At 38.6% G+C, this 18,613-nt stretch carries 16 protein-coding genes; 13 read left to right on the top strand and 3 right to left on the bottom strand.

Annotated elements, in window-relative coordinates; translation table 11 throughout:
* Nucleotides 1-7: 7 nt before the first annotated feature.
* A complete protein-coding gene (locus tag CORI_RS08435; RefSeq protein WP_173031607.1) occupies nucleotides 8-175 on the bottom strand; it encodes a dihydroneopterin aldolase in 168 nt (55 codons plus the stop codon).
* A gap of 165 nt (nucleotides 176-340) precedes the next feature.
* Nucleotides 341-1,936: a class I SAM-dependent methyltransferase gene (locus tag CORI_RS08430; RefSeq protein ID WP_173031606.1), complete on the bottom strand. Its 1,596-nt coding sequence runs from the start codon at nucleotides 1,934-1,936 to the stop codon at nucleotides 341-343.
* Nucleotides 1,937-2,045: 109 nt separating this feature from the next.
* Here CORI_RS08430 and uvrA point away from each other — a divergent pair, with 109 nt between their 5' ends.
* The 13 genes from uvrA to CORI_RS08365 all read left to right on the top strand — a co-directional run bounded on the left by uvrA (nucleotide 2,046) and on the right by CORI_RS08365 (nucleotide 17,232).
* A complete protein-coding gene (gene uvrA, locus CORI_RS08425) occupies nucleotides 2,046-4,886 on the top strand; it encodes an excinuclease ABC subunit UvrA (protein ID WP_173031605.1) in 2,841 nt (946 codons plus the stop codon).
* Nucleotides 4,887-5,129: 243 nt separating this feature from the next.
* Nucleotides 5,130-5,543 (top strand): hypothetical protein, encoded by a 414-nt coding sequence (locus tag CORI_RS08420; RefSeq protein ID WP_173031604.1) that lies wholly within the window; start codon nucleotides 5,130-5,132, stop codon nucleotides 5,541-5,543.
* A gap of 1 nt (nucleotide 5,544) precedes the next feature.
* Nucleotides 5,545-6,150 (top strand): tetratricopeptide repeat protein, encoded by a 606-nt coding sequence (locus CORI_RS08415; protein ID WP_173031603.1) that lies wholly within the window; start codon nucleotides 5,545-5,547, stop codon nucleotides 6,148-6,150.
* 406 nt (nucleotides 6,151-6,556) lie between these two features.
* Nucleotides 6,557-6,991: a hypothetical protein gene (locus CORI_RS08410; RefSeq protein ID WP_173031602.1), complete on the top strand. Its 435-nt coding sequence runs from the start codon at nucleotides 6,557-6,559 to the stop codon at nucleotides 6,989-6,991.
* Between the two features lies 1 nt (nucleotide 6,992).
* The gene (locus CORI_RS08405; RefSeq protein ID WP_173031601.1) at nucleotides 6,993-7,226 is read left to right on the top strand and encodes a hypothetical protein; all 234 of its coding nucleotides are present in this window, start codon (nucleotides 6,993-6,995) and stop codon (nucleotides 7,224-7,226) included.
* A 45-nt stretch (nucleotides 7,227-7,271) separates the two neighbouring features.
* Nucleotides 7,272-7,601: a tetratricopeptide repeat protein gene (locus CORI_RS08400; protein ID WP_173031600.1), complete on the top strand. Its 330-nt coding sequence runs from the start codon at nucleotides 7,272-7,274 to the stop codon at nucleotides 7,599-7,601.
* A 248-nt stretch (nucleotides 7,602-7,849) separates the two neighbouring features.
* The gene (locus tag CORI_RS08395) at nucleotides 7,850-8,290 is read left to right on the top strand and encodes a pyrimidine dimer DNA glycosylase/endonuclease V (protein WP_173031599.1); all 441 of its coding nucleotides are present in this window, start codon (nucleotides 7,850-7,852) and stop codon (nucleotides 8,288-8,290) included.
* Complete coding sequence (locus CORI_RS08390) at nucleotides 8,269-9,102, top strand: DNA alkylation repair protein (protein WP_173031598.1); 834 nt, start codon at nucleotides 8,269-8,271, stop codon at nucleotides 9,100-9,102. The genes CORI_RS08395 and CORI_RS08390 overlap by 22 nt, the downstream gene beginning before the upstream one ends.
* Nucleotides 9,103-9,184: 82 nt before the next feature.
* Nucleotides 9,185-10,783, top strand: a complete 1,599-nt coding sequence (locus CORI_RS08385; protein WP_173031597.1) for a hypothetical protein — start codon at nucleotides 9,185-9,187, stop codon at nucleotides 10,781-10,783.
* Between the two features lie 128 nt (nucleotides 10,784-10,911).
* Nucleotides 10,912-11,499, top strand: a complete 588-nt coding sequence (locus CORI_RS08380) for a DJ-1/PfpI family protein (RefSeq protein ID WP_173031596.1) — start codon at nucleotides 10,912-10,914, stop codon at nucleotides 11,497-11,499.
* 74 nt (nucleotides 11,500-11,573) lie between these two features.
* Nucleotides 11,574-12,383: an HDOD domain-containing protein gene (locus CORI_RS08375; RefSeq protein ID WP_173031595.1), complete on the top strand. Its 810-nt coding sequence runs from the start codon at nucleotides 11,574-11,576 to the stop codon at nucleotides 12,381-12,383.
* Between the two features lie 90 nt (nucleotides 12,384-12,473).
* Nucleotides 12,474-15,122, top strand: coding sequence for a DNA polymerase I (polA, locus tag CORI_RS08370; protein WP_173031594.1), 2,649 nt, complete (start codon nucleotides 12,474-12,476; stop codon nucleotides 15,120-15,122).
* A 442-nt stretch (nucleotides 15,123-15,564) separates the two neighbouring features.
* Complete coding sequence (locus CORI_RS08365; protein WP_173031593.1) at nucleotides 15,565-17,232, top strand: anaerobic C4-dicarboxylate transporter; 1,668 nt, start codon at nucleotides 15,565-15,567, stop codon at nucleotides 17,230-17,232.
* Nucleotides 17,233-17,375: 143 nt separating this feature from the next.
* On the opposite strand, the gene flhB is transcribed toward CORI_RS08365, so the two are convergent.
* Complete coding sequence (gene flhB / locus CORI_RS08360; RefSeq protein ID WP_172200926.1) at nucleotides 17,376-18,452, bottom strand: flagellar biosynthesis protein FlhB; 1,077 nt, start codon at nucleotides 18,450-18,452, stop codon at nucleotides 17,376-17,378.
* Between the last annotated feature and the right edge of the window lie 161 nt (nucleotides 18,453-18,613).

The following is an 18,613-nucleotide window of genomic DNA, read 5'->3' as shown; positions in this document are numbered from 1 at the left end:
TTGCTCCTTATAAGTTCATATGTGTAAGTAGGTTGCTTGATTTTGCACCTATATACATAATGATCATAAATAGCCATGAGGCGACGACAAGACCGAAAGCTAGATTTTCTTTTTCTGGTTTTTTAATGATGATTATCATCGCGATTAAAACCAACAAAAGTTGTAAAAATTCCATCTTTTCTCCTTGCTATATTATTTTGGTTTTTAAACGATAAAATTTTATCAAAGTAAACTTTAAAATAAAATATAATTTTTATATTTTAAAAATATTTAATTTAATCAAATTTATTTATATAATTTTGATTAACTTGGCTGAAATTTAGTCTCAGTCAAGTTAAATTTAAAACTCTTCAAACATATAAGAATTAATTAATTTTTGCTCCAGATCGCTTATGTAAGTATTGACTAGTTTTTCAAATTCTTTTTTATCGTTTACTTTAATAGCAGATGAGTTTTTTACTCCTGCAAAGGACAATCTTTTTTCTTTGGCAAATTTTGCGGTTTGGTTTATAATATCTTCGATTGTATTTTTGCCGTTAAATTTAAGCGCTATAAATGCATCGAAATTTGATAAATCCAGCATATTGTTAAACTCATTGGCATTCATTATTACAGGATTATCTTCTGCGCTAAAATATTCAAAATATCCTCTAATGCGCTCTTTTAGCCTGGTTTTACCGTGCTCATAGACTATCTTTGGCTTTTCATGAAGGCTAAATAACGCGCAATCGGCGGATAAAATTTCCATAAAGCCCATATATGCGGACTTAAGAGAGTTTTCATTGTCTTTTAAAAGCTCGGCAACTTGAGCGAAATTTATACTTGCCGGAAATACTTCGCTAAATACTTGATATAACCAGTTGTAGTTTGATTTCATCTGTTGATTTGTGATACTTACGTAATTGCCGTCTTTGTCTTTGGTAAATCTTGCAACCAGATGCAGTTTACTAAGTTCGCTAGGACCTATATCTACGTGAAAATCCTCTCCTATTAGCTCTTTGTGCACGATGAGACTTTTTCTAAATACCTTATTCGTGAAAAAATCAATAGCCTGCTCTTTATCTATCCTGTTTCTGAAATTTGCATTGATATACTCATCAAAGCCTTCCAGTCCAAGATCAGCCTTAAACACGTCATCAAGATTTATATCCGTTAGGTAAGCAAGCTTATTATCGTCAAGATTTTTTGCAAAATCTTTAAAATATATAGGGTTGTTAAAAATTTCTAAGTATTCATGCACTATGTAGGAGTCTGATTTTACTTTCTCTATTCCTTCAATGTGCTCAAGCAGCAGCTTTGCATTCATAAAATCCGCTTTCACACCGTCTTGAGAGCAAAATTTCATATACTCTTTAAAAACCGTTAAAAGCTCCTTTGCCTTGTTTGCCTTTACTATCTCGCTTTCATCTTTTAAGTCCTTTGTGCCAAATATCAAAAAATCCCTGATGATATCTTTTATCTTCCAGCCCGGATAGACGTTATAGCTTACATAGGCGATACCGTTTTTACTAAGAAGCCTCTTGATGCTTTTTAGTATCGCGTCTTTTACCGCATCAGGAACCCAGCTGTAAACTCCATGGCAGATGATATAGTCAAATTCGCCAAATTCTTTTACATCCTCATCGCTTAACTCGCAGATATCCTTTTGGATAAATTTTATATTATCCACACGCATCTGTTTTGCAAGCTCTTTTGCTTTATTTATCTGAACTTCGCTTAGATCTATGCCGACAACTTTAGCGTCCGGATTTGCTATAGCAAAAGGAAACAAATTCCCGCCATAGCTACACCCTATCTCTAGGACTTTTGCGCTTTTGCTGCTTGGCGGAGCAAATGATAAAAACGAAGCTACAGCTTCCATCCTTAGTGGAGAGCATTCCGCAAATGCGCTTGAAAAATAGGGGAGATTGTCATATGAATTTTGAATTTCTTTCATTAAAACCACCTTAAAATATTTTTATTGATTATATCTTAAATTTTCAAAATTAATTAGATATTTATACCGCTTTGATTAAAATAAATAACTTAAAATTTAGGCGATAATCATGAACGATACAATAAAAATCACAGGTGCCCGCGAGCACAACTTAAAAAATATAAATTTAGAAATTCCAAAGAACAAATTAGTAGTTTTTACGGGGCTTTCGGGCTCGGGCAAGAGCACTCTGGCCTTTGATACGCTTTATGCCGAGGGACAAAGGCGTTATATCGAGAGTCTTTCTGCTTATGCAAGGCAGTTTTTGGATAAGGTCGGAAAGCCTGATGTGGATAAGATCGAAGGGCTAACGCCTGCAATCGCAATCGATCAAAAGACCACAAGCAAAAACCCTCGCTCTACGGTCGGCACGATAACCGAAATTTACGACTATCTAAGGTTGCTTTATGCACGCGTTGGCATTCAGCATTGTCATCAGTGCGGCAAGCCGATCTCAAAGATGAGTGCAAGCGATATCATAAACGAAATTTCAAAGCTTCCTAAGGGCGCTAAAGTAGTGATTTACGCTCCGCTTGTGCGAGAAAAAAAGGGAACTTGGGCGGACTTAATCGAAAATTTGCGCGCAAAAGGCTTCGTAAGAGCTCAAATAGACGGTGTGATGGTAAGGCTTGATGAGGAAATCGAGCTAGCTAAAACTAAAAAGCACACCATAAAAGTCATAGTTGATCGCTTGGTTATCGATGATGAAAACCTTCAGCGTCTGGCTCAAGACGTAGAGAAGGCTTTGAGCGAGAGTTACGGCGAAGTCGAGATCGAGATAACTAATGCCGACGAGTTAAATTTAAAAGAGAAATTTATACATTACAGCGAGCATATGGCTTGTTTTGATTGCAAAATTTCATTTACTCCGCTAGAGCCGCTTAGTTTTAGTTTCAACTCTCCAAAAGGAGCTTGCGAGCATTGCGACGGGCTTGGAATTCGCTACAGCCTTGATATGAATAAGATAATAGACGAGGAAAAAAGCGTAGAAACCGGCGCTATCAAGCTACTTTACGGTTACAATATGAGCTATTATTATAAATTTCTGCTTGCATTTTGCGAACAAAACGGCATTGACGTGAAAAAGCCATATTTTGAGCTAAACGAAGATGAAAAGCGACTTGTGCTTTACGGCAACGCAAAAGAGGTTGAGTTTTTCTGGAAAAGACACAAGATAGCGCGTAAATTTGAAGGTGCAGTAAAGATTAGCTACGATTTATTAAAAGACTCCAAGGATTTTGGCGAGTATATGAGCGAAAGAGGCTGCTCCGAGTGCGGCGGACACAGGCTTAGACCGCAATCTTTAGCCGTGCGTGTAGCGGGACTTGGGATCGGTGAAATTTTGGATATGAGTATAGAAAATTGCGTTGCGTTTTTCTCAGACTCTAGCAAATTTGACTACCTAAGCGAGCAAGATGGCATGATAGCTTCGCCTATCTTAAAAGAGATAAACGAGCGACTTTATTTTCTTTACGACGTGGGGCTTGGCTATCTCTCGCTTGGGCGGGACGCGCGCACTATTAGTGGCGGAGAAGCGCAAAGAATTCGTATCGCAAGCCAGATAGGAAGCGGACTAAGCGGCGTTATGTACGTGCTTGATGAGCCAAGTATCGGACTTCATGAAAGAGATACATTAAAGCTTATCAAAACTCTTAGAAATTTGCAGTCAAAAGGCAACTCCGTAATCGTGGTAGAGCATGATAAAAAGACGATAGAGGAGGCTGATTTTGTAGTTGATATCGGTCCTGCAGCGGGTAAATTCGGAGGCGAGATTATATTTAGTGGTGATGTAAAAAGCCTTATGCAAACCAACACCTCAACAGCTTTATATCTAAGCGGCGAGAAAAATATCAATTATCAAAAAAATAGAAAGCAAGAGAAGTGGATAGAAATTTCAAACGTAAATATCAACAATATCTCAAATTTAAGCGCCAAATTTCCGCTTAGAAATTTAGTCGGTATTACGGGCGTTTCGGGGTCGGGCAAAAGCTCGCTCATACTTCAAACCCTGCTTCCTGAAGCACAAGAGCAGCTAAATAGAGCTAGAAAAGTTAAAAAGATAGCGGGCGTGAATTTAAGCGGACTTGAAAATTTAGATAAAGTTATCTACCTTGACCAAAGCCCGATAGGCCGCACGCCACGCTCAAATCCTGCGACATATACGGGCGTGATGGACGAGATAAGAAATCTCTTTGCACAGACTAAGGAAGCAAAGCTTAGAGGCTATAAGATCGGGCGCTTTAGCTTTAACGTCAAGGGCGGCAGGTGTGAGAAGTGCCAAGGTGAGGGCGAGATAAAGATAGAGATGCACTTTTTGCCTGATGTGATGGTGGTTTGTGATGCTTGTAACGGCTCCAGATATAATGCTCAGACGCTAGAAATTTTATACAAAGGCAAGAGTATTGCAGATGTGCTAAATATGAGTATCGATGAGGCGATAGAGTTTTTTAAAGCGGTTCCTAAAATTTACGCTAAGCTTAAAACTCTGCAAGACGTCGGGCTTGGCTACATCACGCTTGGACAAAACGCAACTACGCTAAGCGGCGGCGAAGCTCAGCGCGTGAAGCTCTCAAAGGAGCTTGGTAGAAGCGATACGGGAAATACGCTTTATATACTTGATGAGCCTACTACGGGGCTTCACTTTGCCGATGTCGATCGCCTTACGCAAGTGCTTCATCATCTAGTCGAGCTTGGAAATTCGGTATTTGTGATCGAGCATAATATGGACGTGATTAAAAATTGCGATTATATCGTTGATATGGGACCTGAAGGCGGTAGTAAGGGCGGTAAAATCATCGCTAGCGGAAGCGTAAAAGAGGTAGCTAAAAATCACAAAAAAACAGGCTCTTACACGGGTAAATTTTTAGCCCAGGAGCTTGAGGATATGAAGGCTAAAAAAATAAAAAAATGAATTGTAGATACCTAAAATATCCAAAAAATATTTTGGCGCGATAAGCTGAGCTAATAATGATAGAAATTTAGTGCTAAATTTCGTATCTTTTATCTGTTTTACGGCTCTAACGGCGGATTTTAAATTCGCTTTTAAAGTCGATTTGCGCAAACAAATCAAATCCATGATTTAAAATTTTAAATGGATTTGATTTATTCGGATTATTTAAATATAATTTAAAAATTTTTTAAACAAGGAGATCTAATGAAAAAACATTTGCTTATCTTGTGTCTAGCCGCACTATTTCTAAAAGGTTGCTTGTTGTTTGACAGTACGCAATATTTACGCGGGTATGTCTATCCTGAGTTAAAGCAGCTCGTGGGACTACATATTTCAGAAGTGCACAAAAGAATCAGTTCTTTTGAATCAGTGGATATAGGAACTTTTTCTAATAAATACTTTATAGAATACACCCCTCGTAGAGTGCTAAGTTATACGCAAATATGCAATTTTAACGGCTGCTATAATACCAATCCTAAGTATAGCACTTGGGGTTTTGCATATTTTGAAACCGACAAAGAAGGATTTATCACAAAATACGTAGAAGGAGGTAATACTCATTATGATCATTATGATAAGAGAAAATATTTTAAAGATTTAATAATACTGGAGAAATGATATGAGAAGGATTATAAATTTAGCGCTTTTATCCGCGCTTGCATTTTCGATAAGTTTGGCGCAACTGCCCGATGACGTATATAATAAGTATTTAGCGCTTGATAAGGAGGGCAAGTATAAGGAGGCGATCGCGTTTTTAATGCCATATGCACAGCAGGGAGATGATGTTGCGCAGTTGAATGTGGGCTTTATTTACGCTGAAAGGCTAAAAGACGTGGGCTCTGCGATAAAGTGGTATCAGATGTCGGCTAAAGCGGGGAATGCCAATGCTAAATACAATATGGGGCTGATGTATTATAATATCTTTGATGATAAGCTAGCGTTTAAGAGCTTTGAAGAGGCTGCTAAACTAGGTCAAGTTCGAGCTATAAGTATGGTCGGGATAATGTATTATCACGGTAAGCATGTAAAAAGAGACTATAAAAAAGCGGTCAAATACTTAAGTGATGCTGCTAATAAGGGCGATGCTTTTGCCCAGTATCATCTAGCTCAGTGCTATAAAAACAGCCACGGCGTAGCTCATGATCCAAATAAGGTTCGCGAGCTTCTGGAAAAATCAGCCAAAGGCGGCTTTGAACCTGCTAAAAAAGAGCTTGAAATCAAGTAGGCTTGTAAGGAAAATTATATAAATAAAATCAAAGTCTAGTTGTTTAAATTATGAATATTGCTAGGCTTTGATATTACTATCAAATAGTATTAATCATCTTTTATGTGCCTTATCGGCTCAAAAGGCGGCAAGATCATAGCCGTAGGAAGCGTTAAAGAGGTGGCTAAAAATCACAAAAAACAGGCTCTTACACGGGTTTTTAGCCCAGGAGCTTGAGGATATGAAGGCTAAAAAGGTCAAAAAATAAATCATAAATTTCTAACTATAAAAGGTACTTTAAACACAAATTTTTATTTGATTTGTAATTATAATAGCAGATTTGAAATTTGCTTTTAAAAGGCACTTTGGCGGATTTGATTTATTTGGATTGTTTAAATATAATTTGAAAATTTTTAAAGGAGATTTTATGAAAAAACGCCTGCTTATCTTATGTATGGTTATACTATTTTTAGGAGGTTGTTCTAACCCGCTTAATCCCGCCACTCCATTTGATCCGTTTAATAACACCAATCTTTTAGGCTCATACACATATCCCGAGCTAAAACAGCTCGTGGGCAAGCATATTTCCGAAGTGCAAAAAAGAATCGGCGCTTTTGTAAAAGTAGATACGGGAAGCTTTTCTAGCAAATACTATCTACAACACAACCCGCGCCGAGTAGTAAGCTATGAGCGAAGATGTAACTTCTACGGCTGCTGGGACAGCAATCCAAATTTTAGCACTTGGGGATTTGCGTATTTTGTTACCGATAAAGAGGGGTTTATAACCAAATATGTCGAAGAGGGTGATGAAATTTGGGATTATAGAAAACATTTTAAAGATTTAATAATACTAGAGAAATGATATGAGAAGGATTATAAATTTAGCGCTTTTATCTGCGCTTATATGCACCTTAAGTTCGGCTATGTTGCCTGATAGTATATATGATAAGTATATCGCGCTAGATAAAGATGGCAAGTATAAAGAGGCTGTCTCTCTTTTAACCCCTTATGCGCATCAAGGAGATGATGAGGCACAGTTTTATATAGGGTTTTTATACCAAGTAAGGCTTGGTAATGTAGGCGAGGCGATAAAATAGTATAAGCCTTCTGCAAAAGCGGGAAATCCTAAGGCTAAGTATAGTGTGGGATTAATTTATTATAGCGATGTGCTTGATAATAAGCTAGCATTTAAGAGCTTTGAAGAGGCTGCCAAGCTGGGCGAGATTAAAGCTTTGGCTATGGTAGGGATTATGTATTACCGAGGTCAGTATGTAAAAAGGGATTATAAAACTGCGGTTAAGTACTTAAGCGAAGCGGCGAGTAAAGGAGATGCTTTTGCCCAGTATCATCTAGCCCAGTGCTATAAAAACAGCCACGGTGTAGCTCATGATCCAAATAAGGTTCGCGAGCTTCTGGAAAAATCAGCCAAAGGCGGCTTTGAACCTGCTAAAAAAGAGCTTGGAAGCGATTGATAGTCAAAGCTCTTAGATAAGATCAGAACCTATCGCCAAATCCAAATTTCGATAAGTGCGATTAGGTCTTAATCGACTGCTTGACGTTAAACTCTCTTACGTTTTAGCGGTCGCCCCCCAACTCCTTGCTCTTTACGTTAGAGATGAAAGAGATAAAATAGCCCTGATAGGGGAGCTTAAAATGAATTTAAAAATACAAAAAACGAAAAATAAGACCGAATTCATAAATTTTGAAAGCTTGAGATAATATGAGACTTTGGACGATCAGTCCCGTTTATCTGGACGCAAAAGGTTTGGTAGCGCTATGGAGGGAGGCGCTTTTAGCAAAGCATGTTTTAAATGGGCTTACAAAGGGGTATAAAAACCATCCGCAACTTGATAGATTTTACGCGCATGACAATCCCAAAGAGCTTATAAATGCCTATTTGCAAGAGGTTTATGACGAGGCCTCAAAAAGAGGATATAAATTTGACAAAAGCAAGATAGACGTCTTTAACAGCCAGAATTTATCGCCGGTGCAAGTTACCAGCGGTCAGATAGAGTATGAATTTGCGTTTTTGCAAGATAAGCTAAGAGTGCGAGATATGGCGATGTATGAGCGAAATTTACGCGTGAGTGAAGTTAGGATAATGAGTATTTTTAAAGCTGTAAATGGAGATGTCGAGCCGTGGGAAAAGATAAAGAGGTAAAAGAAATTCAGCGTAAAGGCGCAAGATCGATAAGCGAAATTCCAAGCGAGATCTTAGAAAAGCTAAATTCAGGCGAGATACAAACGGCAAATTTAACAGAGTGGCTCGCCGTAAATCAAGAAATTTTGCTTGCAAATGTGCTCGCACAAATAAACAAAAGCGAATTTTTAGAGCAAATTTTAGCTCAGGTTAAAAGCCTTAAAAACAAAAGCGCAAATTCCGTCAGCAAGACGATCGGCGCCGAGCTTTTTAAGATTGCAAGCGTGGATAAAAGCGAACAAATTTTAAAAGCTCTTAGCACACACAGATCTGATACGGTGAGGTGTTGGGCGGCTTATATGACGGCTTGCGATGAGAGCCTTGATATAAGCGCTACTCTTAACGCTATAAAGCCGTTTGCCGCGGACTCTCACTTTGGCGTTAGAGAGATCGCTTGGCTTTGTGTGCGAGGTAAGGTCATCTCAAATTTGGACAAAAGCATAGAAATTCTCTCAAAATTTGCACTTGATGAAGACGCTAATATCAGGCGATTTGCAAGCGAAATTACAAGACCGTGCGGAGTTTGGTGCGAGCATATATCGGCACTCAAAGCCGAGCCTTGGCGCGCACTAGCAATACTTGAGCCGCTTAAAAGCGATAGCTCAAAATATGTGCAAGATAGCGTGGCAAACTGGCTAAATGACGCGAGTAAAACGCAAGCTGAATTTGTGCGTGAAATTTGCGCTCGGTGGAGCGAGCAAAGCAAAAGCAAGCAGACTGCCTATATCGTAAAAAGAGCGCTTAGAACGCTAAATAAAAACTCAGGTCTTTAAATAAATTTGTTTGCATTGTGTAAAATTTAGTAGTGTAAAATAATCTCAGATATTAATCCCGGCAGTTCATCAAAGGAGCTTTATGAGTAAATATAGAACCTCACCGTGGTCAGGTGGAGAAAGCTTTGATAGTCCCGATGGAAAATTTAGGCTCTCGTATTTCGCTTGCACCGAAATTGCGATGGGTGGTCCAAATTCGGGCGAAACTTGGCTATTTGATAAAGAGGGCAGATGTAAGATGCTTGGAGACGGCACCGCTTCAGCTATCATTTTCTCTGATGACTCAAAGTATCTTGCTTATGCTAAGTGGGATGATGAGCGTTCTCAAGATATCATTATGATAAGGCTTGAAGATATGGCTATAAAGCAGACTGAAGGTGAGTCAATGATGATATTTGAAAGCTTTGAGGGCGGAATTTTAAAGCTTTTTTACGATCATGAAAAAAATAGGCGAATTTTGGGCGATCGCTACGTGCCAAAAGAGGAGATAGTGGCAAAGGCAGACGAGCTCTTTGCAGATGAGCCTATCGGCGAAAAAATGCAGCTTAAAATCCCATCCCCTTACAGCTACTATATAAGACTAGTTAGCCCTAACGGTAAATTTACGCTTGAGTATGTGAGGTATGATAGGCATAGAAGTATGCGCGGTAGAGTTTGGCTAAGCGGGGAAGGGATGGCGCGAAGAAAGCTCGAAGATAATGCTAAAGGCGCCATTATGTTCTCTAACGACTCCAGATATCTTGCATATGTGAAGCGAGTGGGAAATGCTAAAAAGATTATTATCATGCGCCTTAGCGATATGAAAAAAGTGGAGGAAGGTGGCACATATTGCTTCGAAACGATGTTTGAGAGCTTTGAAGGGGGAATTTTAAAAGTTGATTATCCGTTTGGATATGAGTATGATGATAAAATTCGTTTAAATGCCGATGATCTTTTTAAAAGGCTTGATAAAAGATCTGATATGGAGTGTATAAAGGAGTTTAGGATCAAAAACTATCCTTTTAAGAATACTCCGATTGTTAGAGTATTTGACGAGTATTTTACCTATCTTATCTTTGAAGAATTTCCTATGAATGACGAGAGATATTTTAGCAAGCAAGAGGAAGAGAGCCTTAAATATAGGCTATCTCGACTACTTGATGTGCGAGTAGATGAGGAGGATGACGGTAAACTTTTTGTGATCTATTCTAATGACTTAGGGGTGGCTCAAAAACTCGTGAGATTTTTGGAGTTTAGAAAGAGAAGATGGATAGACGCTAGTTTCGTACTGGCACATGGTGGTGAACTATTTTGTTTTGAAGAGGCAAAGTATCTATTTGATAAGATACATTGGAAGTATAAAAGTAACTATTTTAAGCTTTTATTCGGAGATTCGTTTTTGCGGTTTGGCAGGACTGAAAATAGCGAAATTTTAAGAGCGGAAATTTTGCTTAATAGCGATGATAATATAGTTGCGACTAAAGAAGTTTCTAAAAAAGAGGCTTTAAAACTCATCGAGTACTATTTCGAGCATAACGATGTGGGCGATATCTCTGATTTTAAGACCGAGAAGTTAAGCGACCCCAAAGAAGATACAAATGAATACACAACGAATTCTCGTCTTAGTAATATGCAGATATTTAGCTTGATATGCGCGGCAGCCTTTGTTCTTGGAGCAGGATATATCTTGTGGGATTTATAGATAAATTTTAGTAGGCGAGCTTCGTAACGGCTTTAGCTTTTATGGTTTAATGAAACTTGAAATTTATTAAAAGATATAAGAAAATTTATTAAATTTCTTCACGAATTTTAGATATTTAAGGAAAAGCCATGCAGCACATAAACGTCTTGCTTTTTGATGATTACACCAGTCTTGATGCTTTTGGACCGCTTGAAGTGTTTTCAAGGCTTAAGCAACACTATGAGATAGAGTATTTCTCTCTTTACGGCGGAGCGGTTAAAAGCTCCGTAAATTCTCAAATTTTAACTCGTAAATTAAGCGAAATAAAAAGCCATGACATCTTGCTCGTGCCGGGCGGATTTGCTACAAGAGAGCTTATAAACGATGAGAAATTTTTAAGCGAGTTAAGAAATTTAGCCGATATGAGCAAGGTTGTTTTAAGCGTGTGCACGGGGTCTGTTTTGTTAGCTCGTGCAGGAGTTTTAAAAAACAAAAGAGCCACTAGTAACAAATCATCTTGGGAATTTGTAACCTCTGCAAGCAAAGAAGTAGAGTGGATGAAGCTCGCTAGATGGGTTAAAGACGGCAAATTTTACACTTCAAGCGGAGTTGCTGCGGGAATTGATATGGCGCTTGGGTTTGTTTCTGAAATTCATGGCTTACAAACCGCACGTGATATTGCCAAATTAATGGAATACATCTGGAATGAAGATATGAATTTTGATCCTTTTGCGTGAAATTTACAAACGAAGTGAAGTTTATTTATAGTAAATTTTTGCTACAATTTCTTAAATTTTCGTAAGGACAAAAGATGATAGAAGAATTTAAAAAAAGGATCAAAACCCTCCCTCCGCTTCCAAAGAGCTTTCAAAAAATTTTAGATATTTGCAATGACGATAATGCAGGTGTAAGTGAGCTTGCAAAGGCTATTGAAAGCGATCCTATGATGGTTGCTCAAATTTTAAAAACGGCAAATTCTCCGCTTTACGGCTTTAATAGACAAATTAAAACTACGGCTCAAGCCGTTAGTCTGTTTGGCAAAAGCATGACTAAATCTTTGGTTATGGGTTCTACCGTGCAAGGTATGCTAAAAGTAAGCGTTGAGCCTTATGGAATTAGCCCTGAGCAGTTTGTAAATATCTCAAATTTGCAAAGCGTGATCGCAAAAGCGTGGTTTAAGCGCATAGCTCCTCAAAAAGCCGATGATCTGTTTTTGTGTGCGCTTCTTCAGGATACGGGCAAAATTTTAATCTCCGATGAGGTCATAAGACGCGATGAGGTGATGTATTTTAAAGACGATATCGCTATGAGCTTTGATATAGGCGCGGTTGAGATGAATAACTTTAACACCACGAGTATTCTTATAACTGCCGATATTTTTGATCATTGGGGATTTGAGCCAAGCATCATAGAAAACATAAGACACTCAAACGATCCTAAAAATGCTCCTGATGAGTATAAACAAACGGCTTGGGCGCTTTATATCATAAGAACTCTTGCAAATCCAAAGCATCAACTAAGCGAGATAGCAACTCAAACGAGTCTAAATTTAGCTAAAGAAAACGGATTTGACGAGGAAATTTTAAAAGAGGTTATAAGCGAAATTCAAGATAAAATGTAACATCGCTTTTGATTTGAGGCGAAGCTTTTTCGCTTCAAATTTAGCTTTAAAAACTCTTTTTAATAAAATCTGCAAATTTAAGGAAATACAATGAACGGCAAAAAAACTCTAACGATAATCGATACTTTCGGCTTTTTTTTCAGGCTTTATTATGCGATGCCGAATTTAAAAAACCGTGACGGCAAGCCAAGCGGGATGATAAGTGGATTTGCAAATTTTATTATGAATTTAAAAAACGAATTTCAAAGCGATTATATTATCTTTGCGCTTGACAGCAAGGGCAAAACGCTTCGCCATGAGATCGCGGGTGATTATAAAGCCAACCGCCAAGAGCCGCCCGCACCGCTAAAAGAACAGCTTCCTATCTGTATAGATATGATCGAAAAGATGGGGCTTTGCTCGTTTAGCAAGGAGGGCTATGAGGCTGATGACATCATAGCAACTGCCGTTAAAATCGCAAAAGAGCAAGATATCTTCGTGCGAATCGTAACGCACGATAAGGATCTTTATCAGCTCATAGAAGACGGCAAGACAAGCATTTACAGCCCGCAAAGCAAGATCGATCACGATAGTGCAAGTTGTGTCGAAAAATACGGCGTTTTGCCTAGTCAAATTCGTGATTTTTTAGCGCTTACCGGAGATAGCTCGGATAATATCCCGGGCGTTAAAGGCATCGGCGCAAAGGGGGCTAAAAAACTACTTGACGAGTTTGGAAATCTGGAAAACATATATGAAAATTTGGCATTTATAAGAAACGATCGCACCAAAGATATGCTAGTAGAGGGCAAAGAGAGTGCGTTTTTAAGCAAGAGACTAACATCTCTTTTTGATGATGTTGTGGATGTGATGGATTTTGAAAAGGCGAAATTCCCGTCGTCAAATCCGCTTTTAAAAGTCGCCGAACTACTTAGAGAGTATGATCTTAACCGTATCTTAAAATCGCTTCAAAGCAGCGATGAAAATGCCGAATTTAAACTAGGGTTTAACGCTCATCTTTTAACTGAAGAAAGCGAGATAGAAAGGCTACTTGAAGATATATCTGAAGATACTATAGTGGCTTTTGATACCGAAACTACGGGCATTGACGCGGCAAACGCCAAGATAGTCGGCTTTAGCTTTTGTTTTAACGACACCGATAGCTACTACGTGCCTATTGCGCACAGTTATCTTGGCGCACCTAAGCAGGTGAGCCTCAAATTTGCGGCCTGGGCGGTAGCTCAAATTTATAAAGGTTGCGTTATCGGGCAAAATTTAAAATACGATTTTAAAGTGGTGAAACAAAATTTAAACCTCAATCCTCCTGCAAATTTTAAAGACACGATGATCTTAGCTTGGCTTAGCGAGCCCTCGCAAGCGGTCGGAATGGACGCTTTGGCAAAGCGACTTTATGACTATGATACGATCAAATTTGAAGATGTAGTGAAAAAGGGAGAAACTTTTGCGAGCATAAATTTGGAAAATGCGGCAAAATACGCAGCCGAGGATGCTTGGATAACTTTAAAATTTTATAAAAGCTTTTTAAATTTGCTAGATCCAAAACTCATAAAACTTGCCAATGAGCATGAATTTCCTTTTATCTTGACGCTTTTTGATATGGAGAACGAAGGCATTAAGCTAAATACGCAAAAAATGCAAAAGCTCATCTTGCAAAATGACGCAAACATCAAGGCTTTAACTGCTGAAATTTACGAATTAAGCGGGGAGAGCTTTAATATAAATTCGGTTAAGCAGCTTGGCGAAGTGCTGTTTGAGCACTTAAAATTGCCTGCAAAAAAGAAAACAAAAACCGGATACAGTACCGATGAAGCGGTCTTAACCGAGCTTCTTAACGAGCATCCCGTGATAGAAAAGCTACTTAGCTACCGCGAGCTTTATAAGCTTCAAAGCACGTATTGCGAGCCGCTTTTAAGCCTAGCTAAAAAAGATGAAAATCATAGAATTTACACCAATTTTATGCAAACGGGCACCAGCACGGGTAGGCTTTCAAGCAAAAATCCGAATTTGCAAAACATCCCCGCTAGAGGAAGCCTTGCTTACGAGGTTCGAGAGACCTTTGAGGCAAAAGAGGGCTTTAGCTTCGTAGGGCTTGACTATAGTCAAATCGAGCTTAGGCTGCTTGCGCATTTTAGCAAAGATAGCGCGCTTCTTGAGGCGTTTGCAAAGGATGAAGATATCCACGCGCGCACCGCGATTAGCATATTTGGCGATGCAAGCGGAGATAACCGTGCGGTTGCAAAGAGCATAAATTTCGGTCTTATCTACGGTATGGGCTCAAGCAAACTCTCAGGGCAGGTCGGTATCTCGCGCGCTGAAGCAAAAGAGTATATAGAGCGTTATTTCAAAGCTTTTCCAAGCATTAAGGGCTTTTTAGAAGGAATTAAAACCGAAGTTAAAAATAACGGTTTTGTCGAAACTCTGCTTGGCAGAAAGCGGTTTTTTGACTTTAGCACGGCAACTCCCATGCAAGTAGCCATGTATGAGCGCGAGGCTGTAAATACGATATTTCAAGGCTCTGCGGCAGATATCATAAAGCTTGCGATGGTAAAAATCAGAGAAATTTTAGACGCTAGAGCTAGGATGCTGCTTCAAATTCACGATGAGCTCATCTTTGAGGTTGAGGATAGCTATGCGCAGGAATTTGGCGAGCGAGCCAAAGCGATAATGCAAGATATATATAAACTCAACGTGCCCCTTAAAAGCTCGCTGAATATAGCTAAAAATTGGGGCGAGCTTAAGTAGATTGGGTAAAAATATAAAATGCGGCGTGATTTAATTTATTCAAGCTGCATTTTATATTGTTTAATATATTTAGAAATTTTGCTTCTTGAATAACTTGTGAAATCAAGCATGGTTTTTGTATTGTGCGAATTTGTTTAGTGTTTATAGAATTTGGCTGGAGGGGGGATTATAAAAATAAATCCTTTTCATTATTTTCTCACTATTAAAGACATTTATAATATAGTCTTTTTTGTCTACTTTTTATGCTCATAAATCTTATTTCTGTCTAGTTTAAAGTATATGAATAAGAATTAATGCGATTTAAAAAATACAGTTATTGCTTAAATAATCTTAAATTATCTTATTAAAAAATAAATTTAATAAAAACTATAAATTTAAGCTAATTAACCTCCTATATTTGCTAAAATTATTGCGGAACAATAATATTCCAAAAGGAGAATTAATGGAGTTTCTAACCGGTTTAAGCGAAGGCACTCAGTTTGCCATTCAGCTTTTAGTTGTTCTTATTTGTCTGTTTTACGGAGCTAAAAAGGGCGGTATAGCGCTTGGTTTATTAGGCGGTATCGGGCTTATCGTTTTGGTTTTCGGATTTCATATACAGCCTGGCAAGCCCGCAATTGCCGTTATGCTTACCATACTTGCCGTTGTCGTTGCGAGTGCAACTTTGCAAGCAAGCGGCGGACTTGACGTTATGCTTCAAATAGCGGAGAGAATTTTAAGGAAAAATCCAAAATACGTAAGTATCCTAGCACCTTTTGTAACCTGCTTTTTAACGATACTTTGCGGAACGGGACACGTTGTATATACGATTTTGCCGATAGTTTATGATATAGCGATTAAAAACGGCATTCGTCCGGAGCGTCCTATGGCGGCAAGTTCGGTATCTGCGCAAATGGGAATCATAGCAAGTCCGGTTTCGGTGGCTGTTGTAACCTTAACCGCATTTTTGGTAAATGCAAAGACTCCTTTAGCCGGTTTTGACGGATATATAGATCTTCTTAAGATAACTATACCTTCTACTTTTTGCGGTGTTTTGGCTATCGGAATTTTTAGCTGGTTTAGAGGAAAAGATCTTGATAAAGACGAGGAATTTCAAGAAAAAATTAAAGATCCCGAATTTAAGAAATATGTTTATGGCGAAGGCGTGTCTTTGCTCGGACAAAAGCTTCCTCAATCAAGCTGGAATGCGATGTGGATATTTTTAGGAGCTATCGCTGTTGTTGCGCTACTTGGATACTTTAAGGAATTTCGCCCTGCATGGCCGAAATCAAATCCTGCGAAAATCGTTGAGGTTGTAGCTGACGGCAAGACTGTAAAGAGCTTTAACATAAAAGACGGAAAAATAGTCGCGATAGTAAAAGACGGCAAGATCGAAGAGACCGTTGCTTCAAGCAAAGCAAAAAGCTCTATGAGTTATGAAAATATCGAAATTTACGCCAAAGACGGCAAGCTGACTCAAAAGTTAAGCGCTCAAAACGGGGGCGTGGAGTTGATAGAAGAGGGCAAGAGCGAAACCATAGCTTCGGCTAAAATTTTAGTAAAAGACAGTGTTAAAAAGCCGGCTCCTATGGGCATGGTCGATGTTATTCAGATTTTCATGCTGCTAGCCGGAGCGCTTATCATCATCTTTACGAAAACTGACGCTGGCAAGATCAGCAAAAACGAAATTTTCCGTTCGGGTATGATCGCGCTTGTTGCGGTGTTTGGAATTTCATGGATGGCTGAGACGATGTTTGCCGTGCATACTCCGATGATGAAAGAAGCTCTTGGAGATATCGTTAAACAGCACCCTTGGACGTATGCGGTTATGCTGCTTTTGGTTTCTAAATTCGTAAATTCCCAAGCCGCCGCACTTGTAGCTTTCGTGCCTCTTGCGCTTGGTATCGGTGTTAGCCCTGCGGTTATTTTGGCTTTTGCACCTGCTTGCTATGGATATTATATACTTCCTACCTATCCAAGCGATCTTGCCGCTATCCAGTTTGACCGCTCGGGAACTACTAAAATAGGCAAATTCGTTATCAATCACAGCTTTATCATACCCGGTCTTCTTGGTGTGTTTGTATCTTGTGTGGTTGGTTATATCTTAGCTGGAGTATTTGGCTACTTATAAAATTTAAGGGAGATTTCTCCCTTAAATTTGCTTGTCGGCACTTTGTAATTTCTTGAATTTATGTAAATTTGCGCGTTTTAAAAATATCGGAAATTATTTCCTAAAGCCTGTTGCCGCTTGAGTGGATGTTGAAATTTGTATATTTACCTAAGCCTATCGCCAAATTTGCTTTTATCGCTCATATAAACAAAGCTTAGCACCTCCGCAACCGCTCTAAAAAGCTCTGCAGGGATCATATCGTTTATATCACATACCTTATAAAGCTCTCTTGCAAGGGGTGGATTTTCTACGATTTTTACTCCGTTTTTGATGCCTATATCTTTTATCCTGAGAGCTAAGAAATCAACCCCTTTAGCCAGAACTATCGGAGCTTTTTCTTTAGTTTTGTCATATCTTAACGCTACCGCATAGTGTGTCGGGTTTGTGATGATAACATCAGCTTCCGGGATATTTTGCATCATTCTTTTACGGCTTGCTTCCATTTGAAGGCGCCGAATTCTAGCCTTAACCTGCGGATCTCCCTCCATCTGCTTATATTCGTCTTTTACTTCTTGTTTTGTCATTCTTAAATCTTTAAAATACTGAAATCTTACTATCAAGACATCAATTAGTCCTATCGCAAAAAGCACTATAAGCATGACAAAGGCGAGTATTATCATCTTTTCTTTTAGCCACTCAAGCTGAGCTATCATAGGTAAAAATATAGTATGCGGAAGCTCTTTTATGAAGCTTAAAAACATAAAAAACCCTACGCTAAACACGATCGTAACTTTTAAGGTCATCTTGATGGATTCGATAAGTTTTTTTAGAGAAAATAGATTTTTAAGACCTTTGAGCGGATTTATTTTGTTTAAATTCGGTTCAAGAGGTTTTGTGGTAAATATAAAACCAAATTGGATTAAATTCGCGATAATTCCTGCGATAGCCACGCAAATGGTAATCGGCAAAATCATCAAAAGAACCCTAAGTATCGTATCGATAGCGACGGTATAAATTAATTTTGCGTCTATCTCTTGACCTATCAAGCTTTGGTAATATCTATAAAGAGCAAAAAACTGATCACCAAGAAAGCCAAGGAGTAAAATTACTGCAAAAATAGCCACAAAAAGAGTTATAAAGCCTGCTAAATCTTGGCTTTTGGGGACATTGCCGTCCTTTTTTGCGTCCTCTATTTTTTTGGAGGTGGCTTCTTCGGTTTTTTCCTGATCGTTTTCTGCCATGATCTACTTAGTCGTATTTTTAAATTAAGCCAAATTCTCTGGCGTGAGTTGGTTGAAAATTTTTAAGTATATTTAGCAGTAAGATAATTTTTGCCAACGAAATTTCCTTTATAATTTTAAATTTCAATGATTATACCAAAACCATATTTACGTTTTTAAAT

This window comes from Campylobacter sp. CCUG 57310 (genome assembly GCF_013201975.1).
Taxonomy (GTDB): Bacteria; Campylobacterota; Campylobacteria; order Campylobacterales; family Campylobacteraceae; genus Campylobacter_A; species Campylobacter_A canis.
The sequence above is the reverse complement of the archived record's forward strand: the minus strand, read 5'-3'. Positions and strand labels throughout refer to the sequence as shown.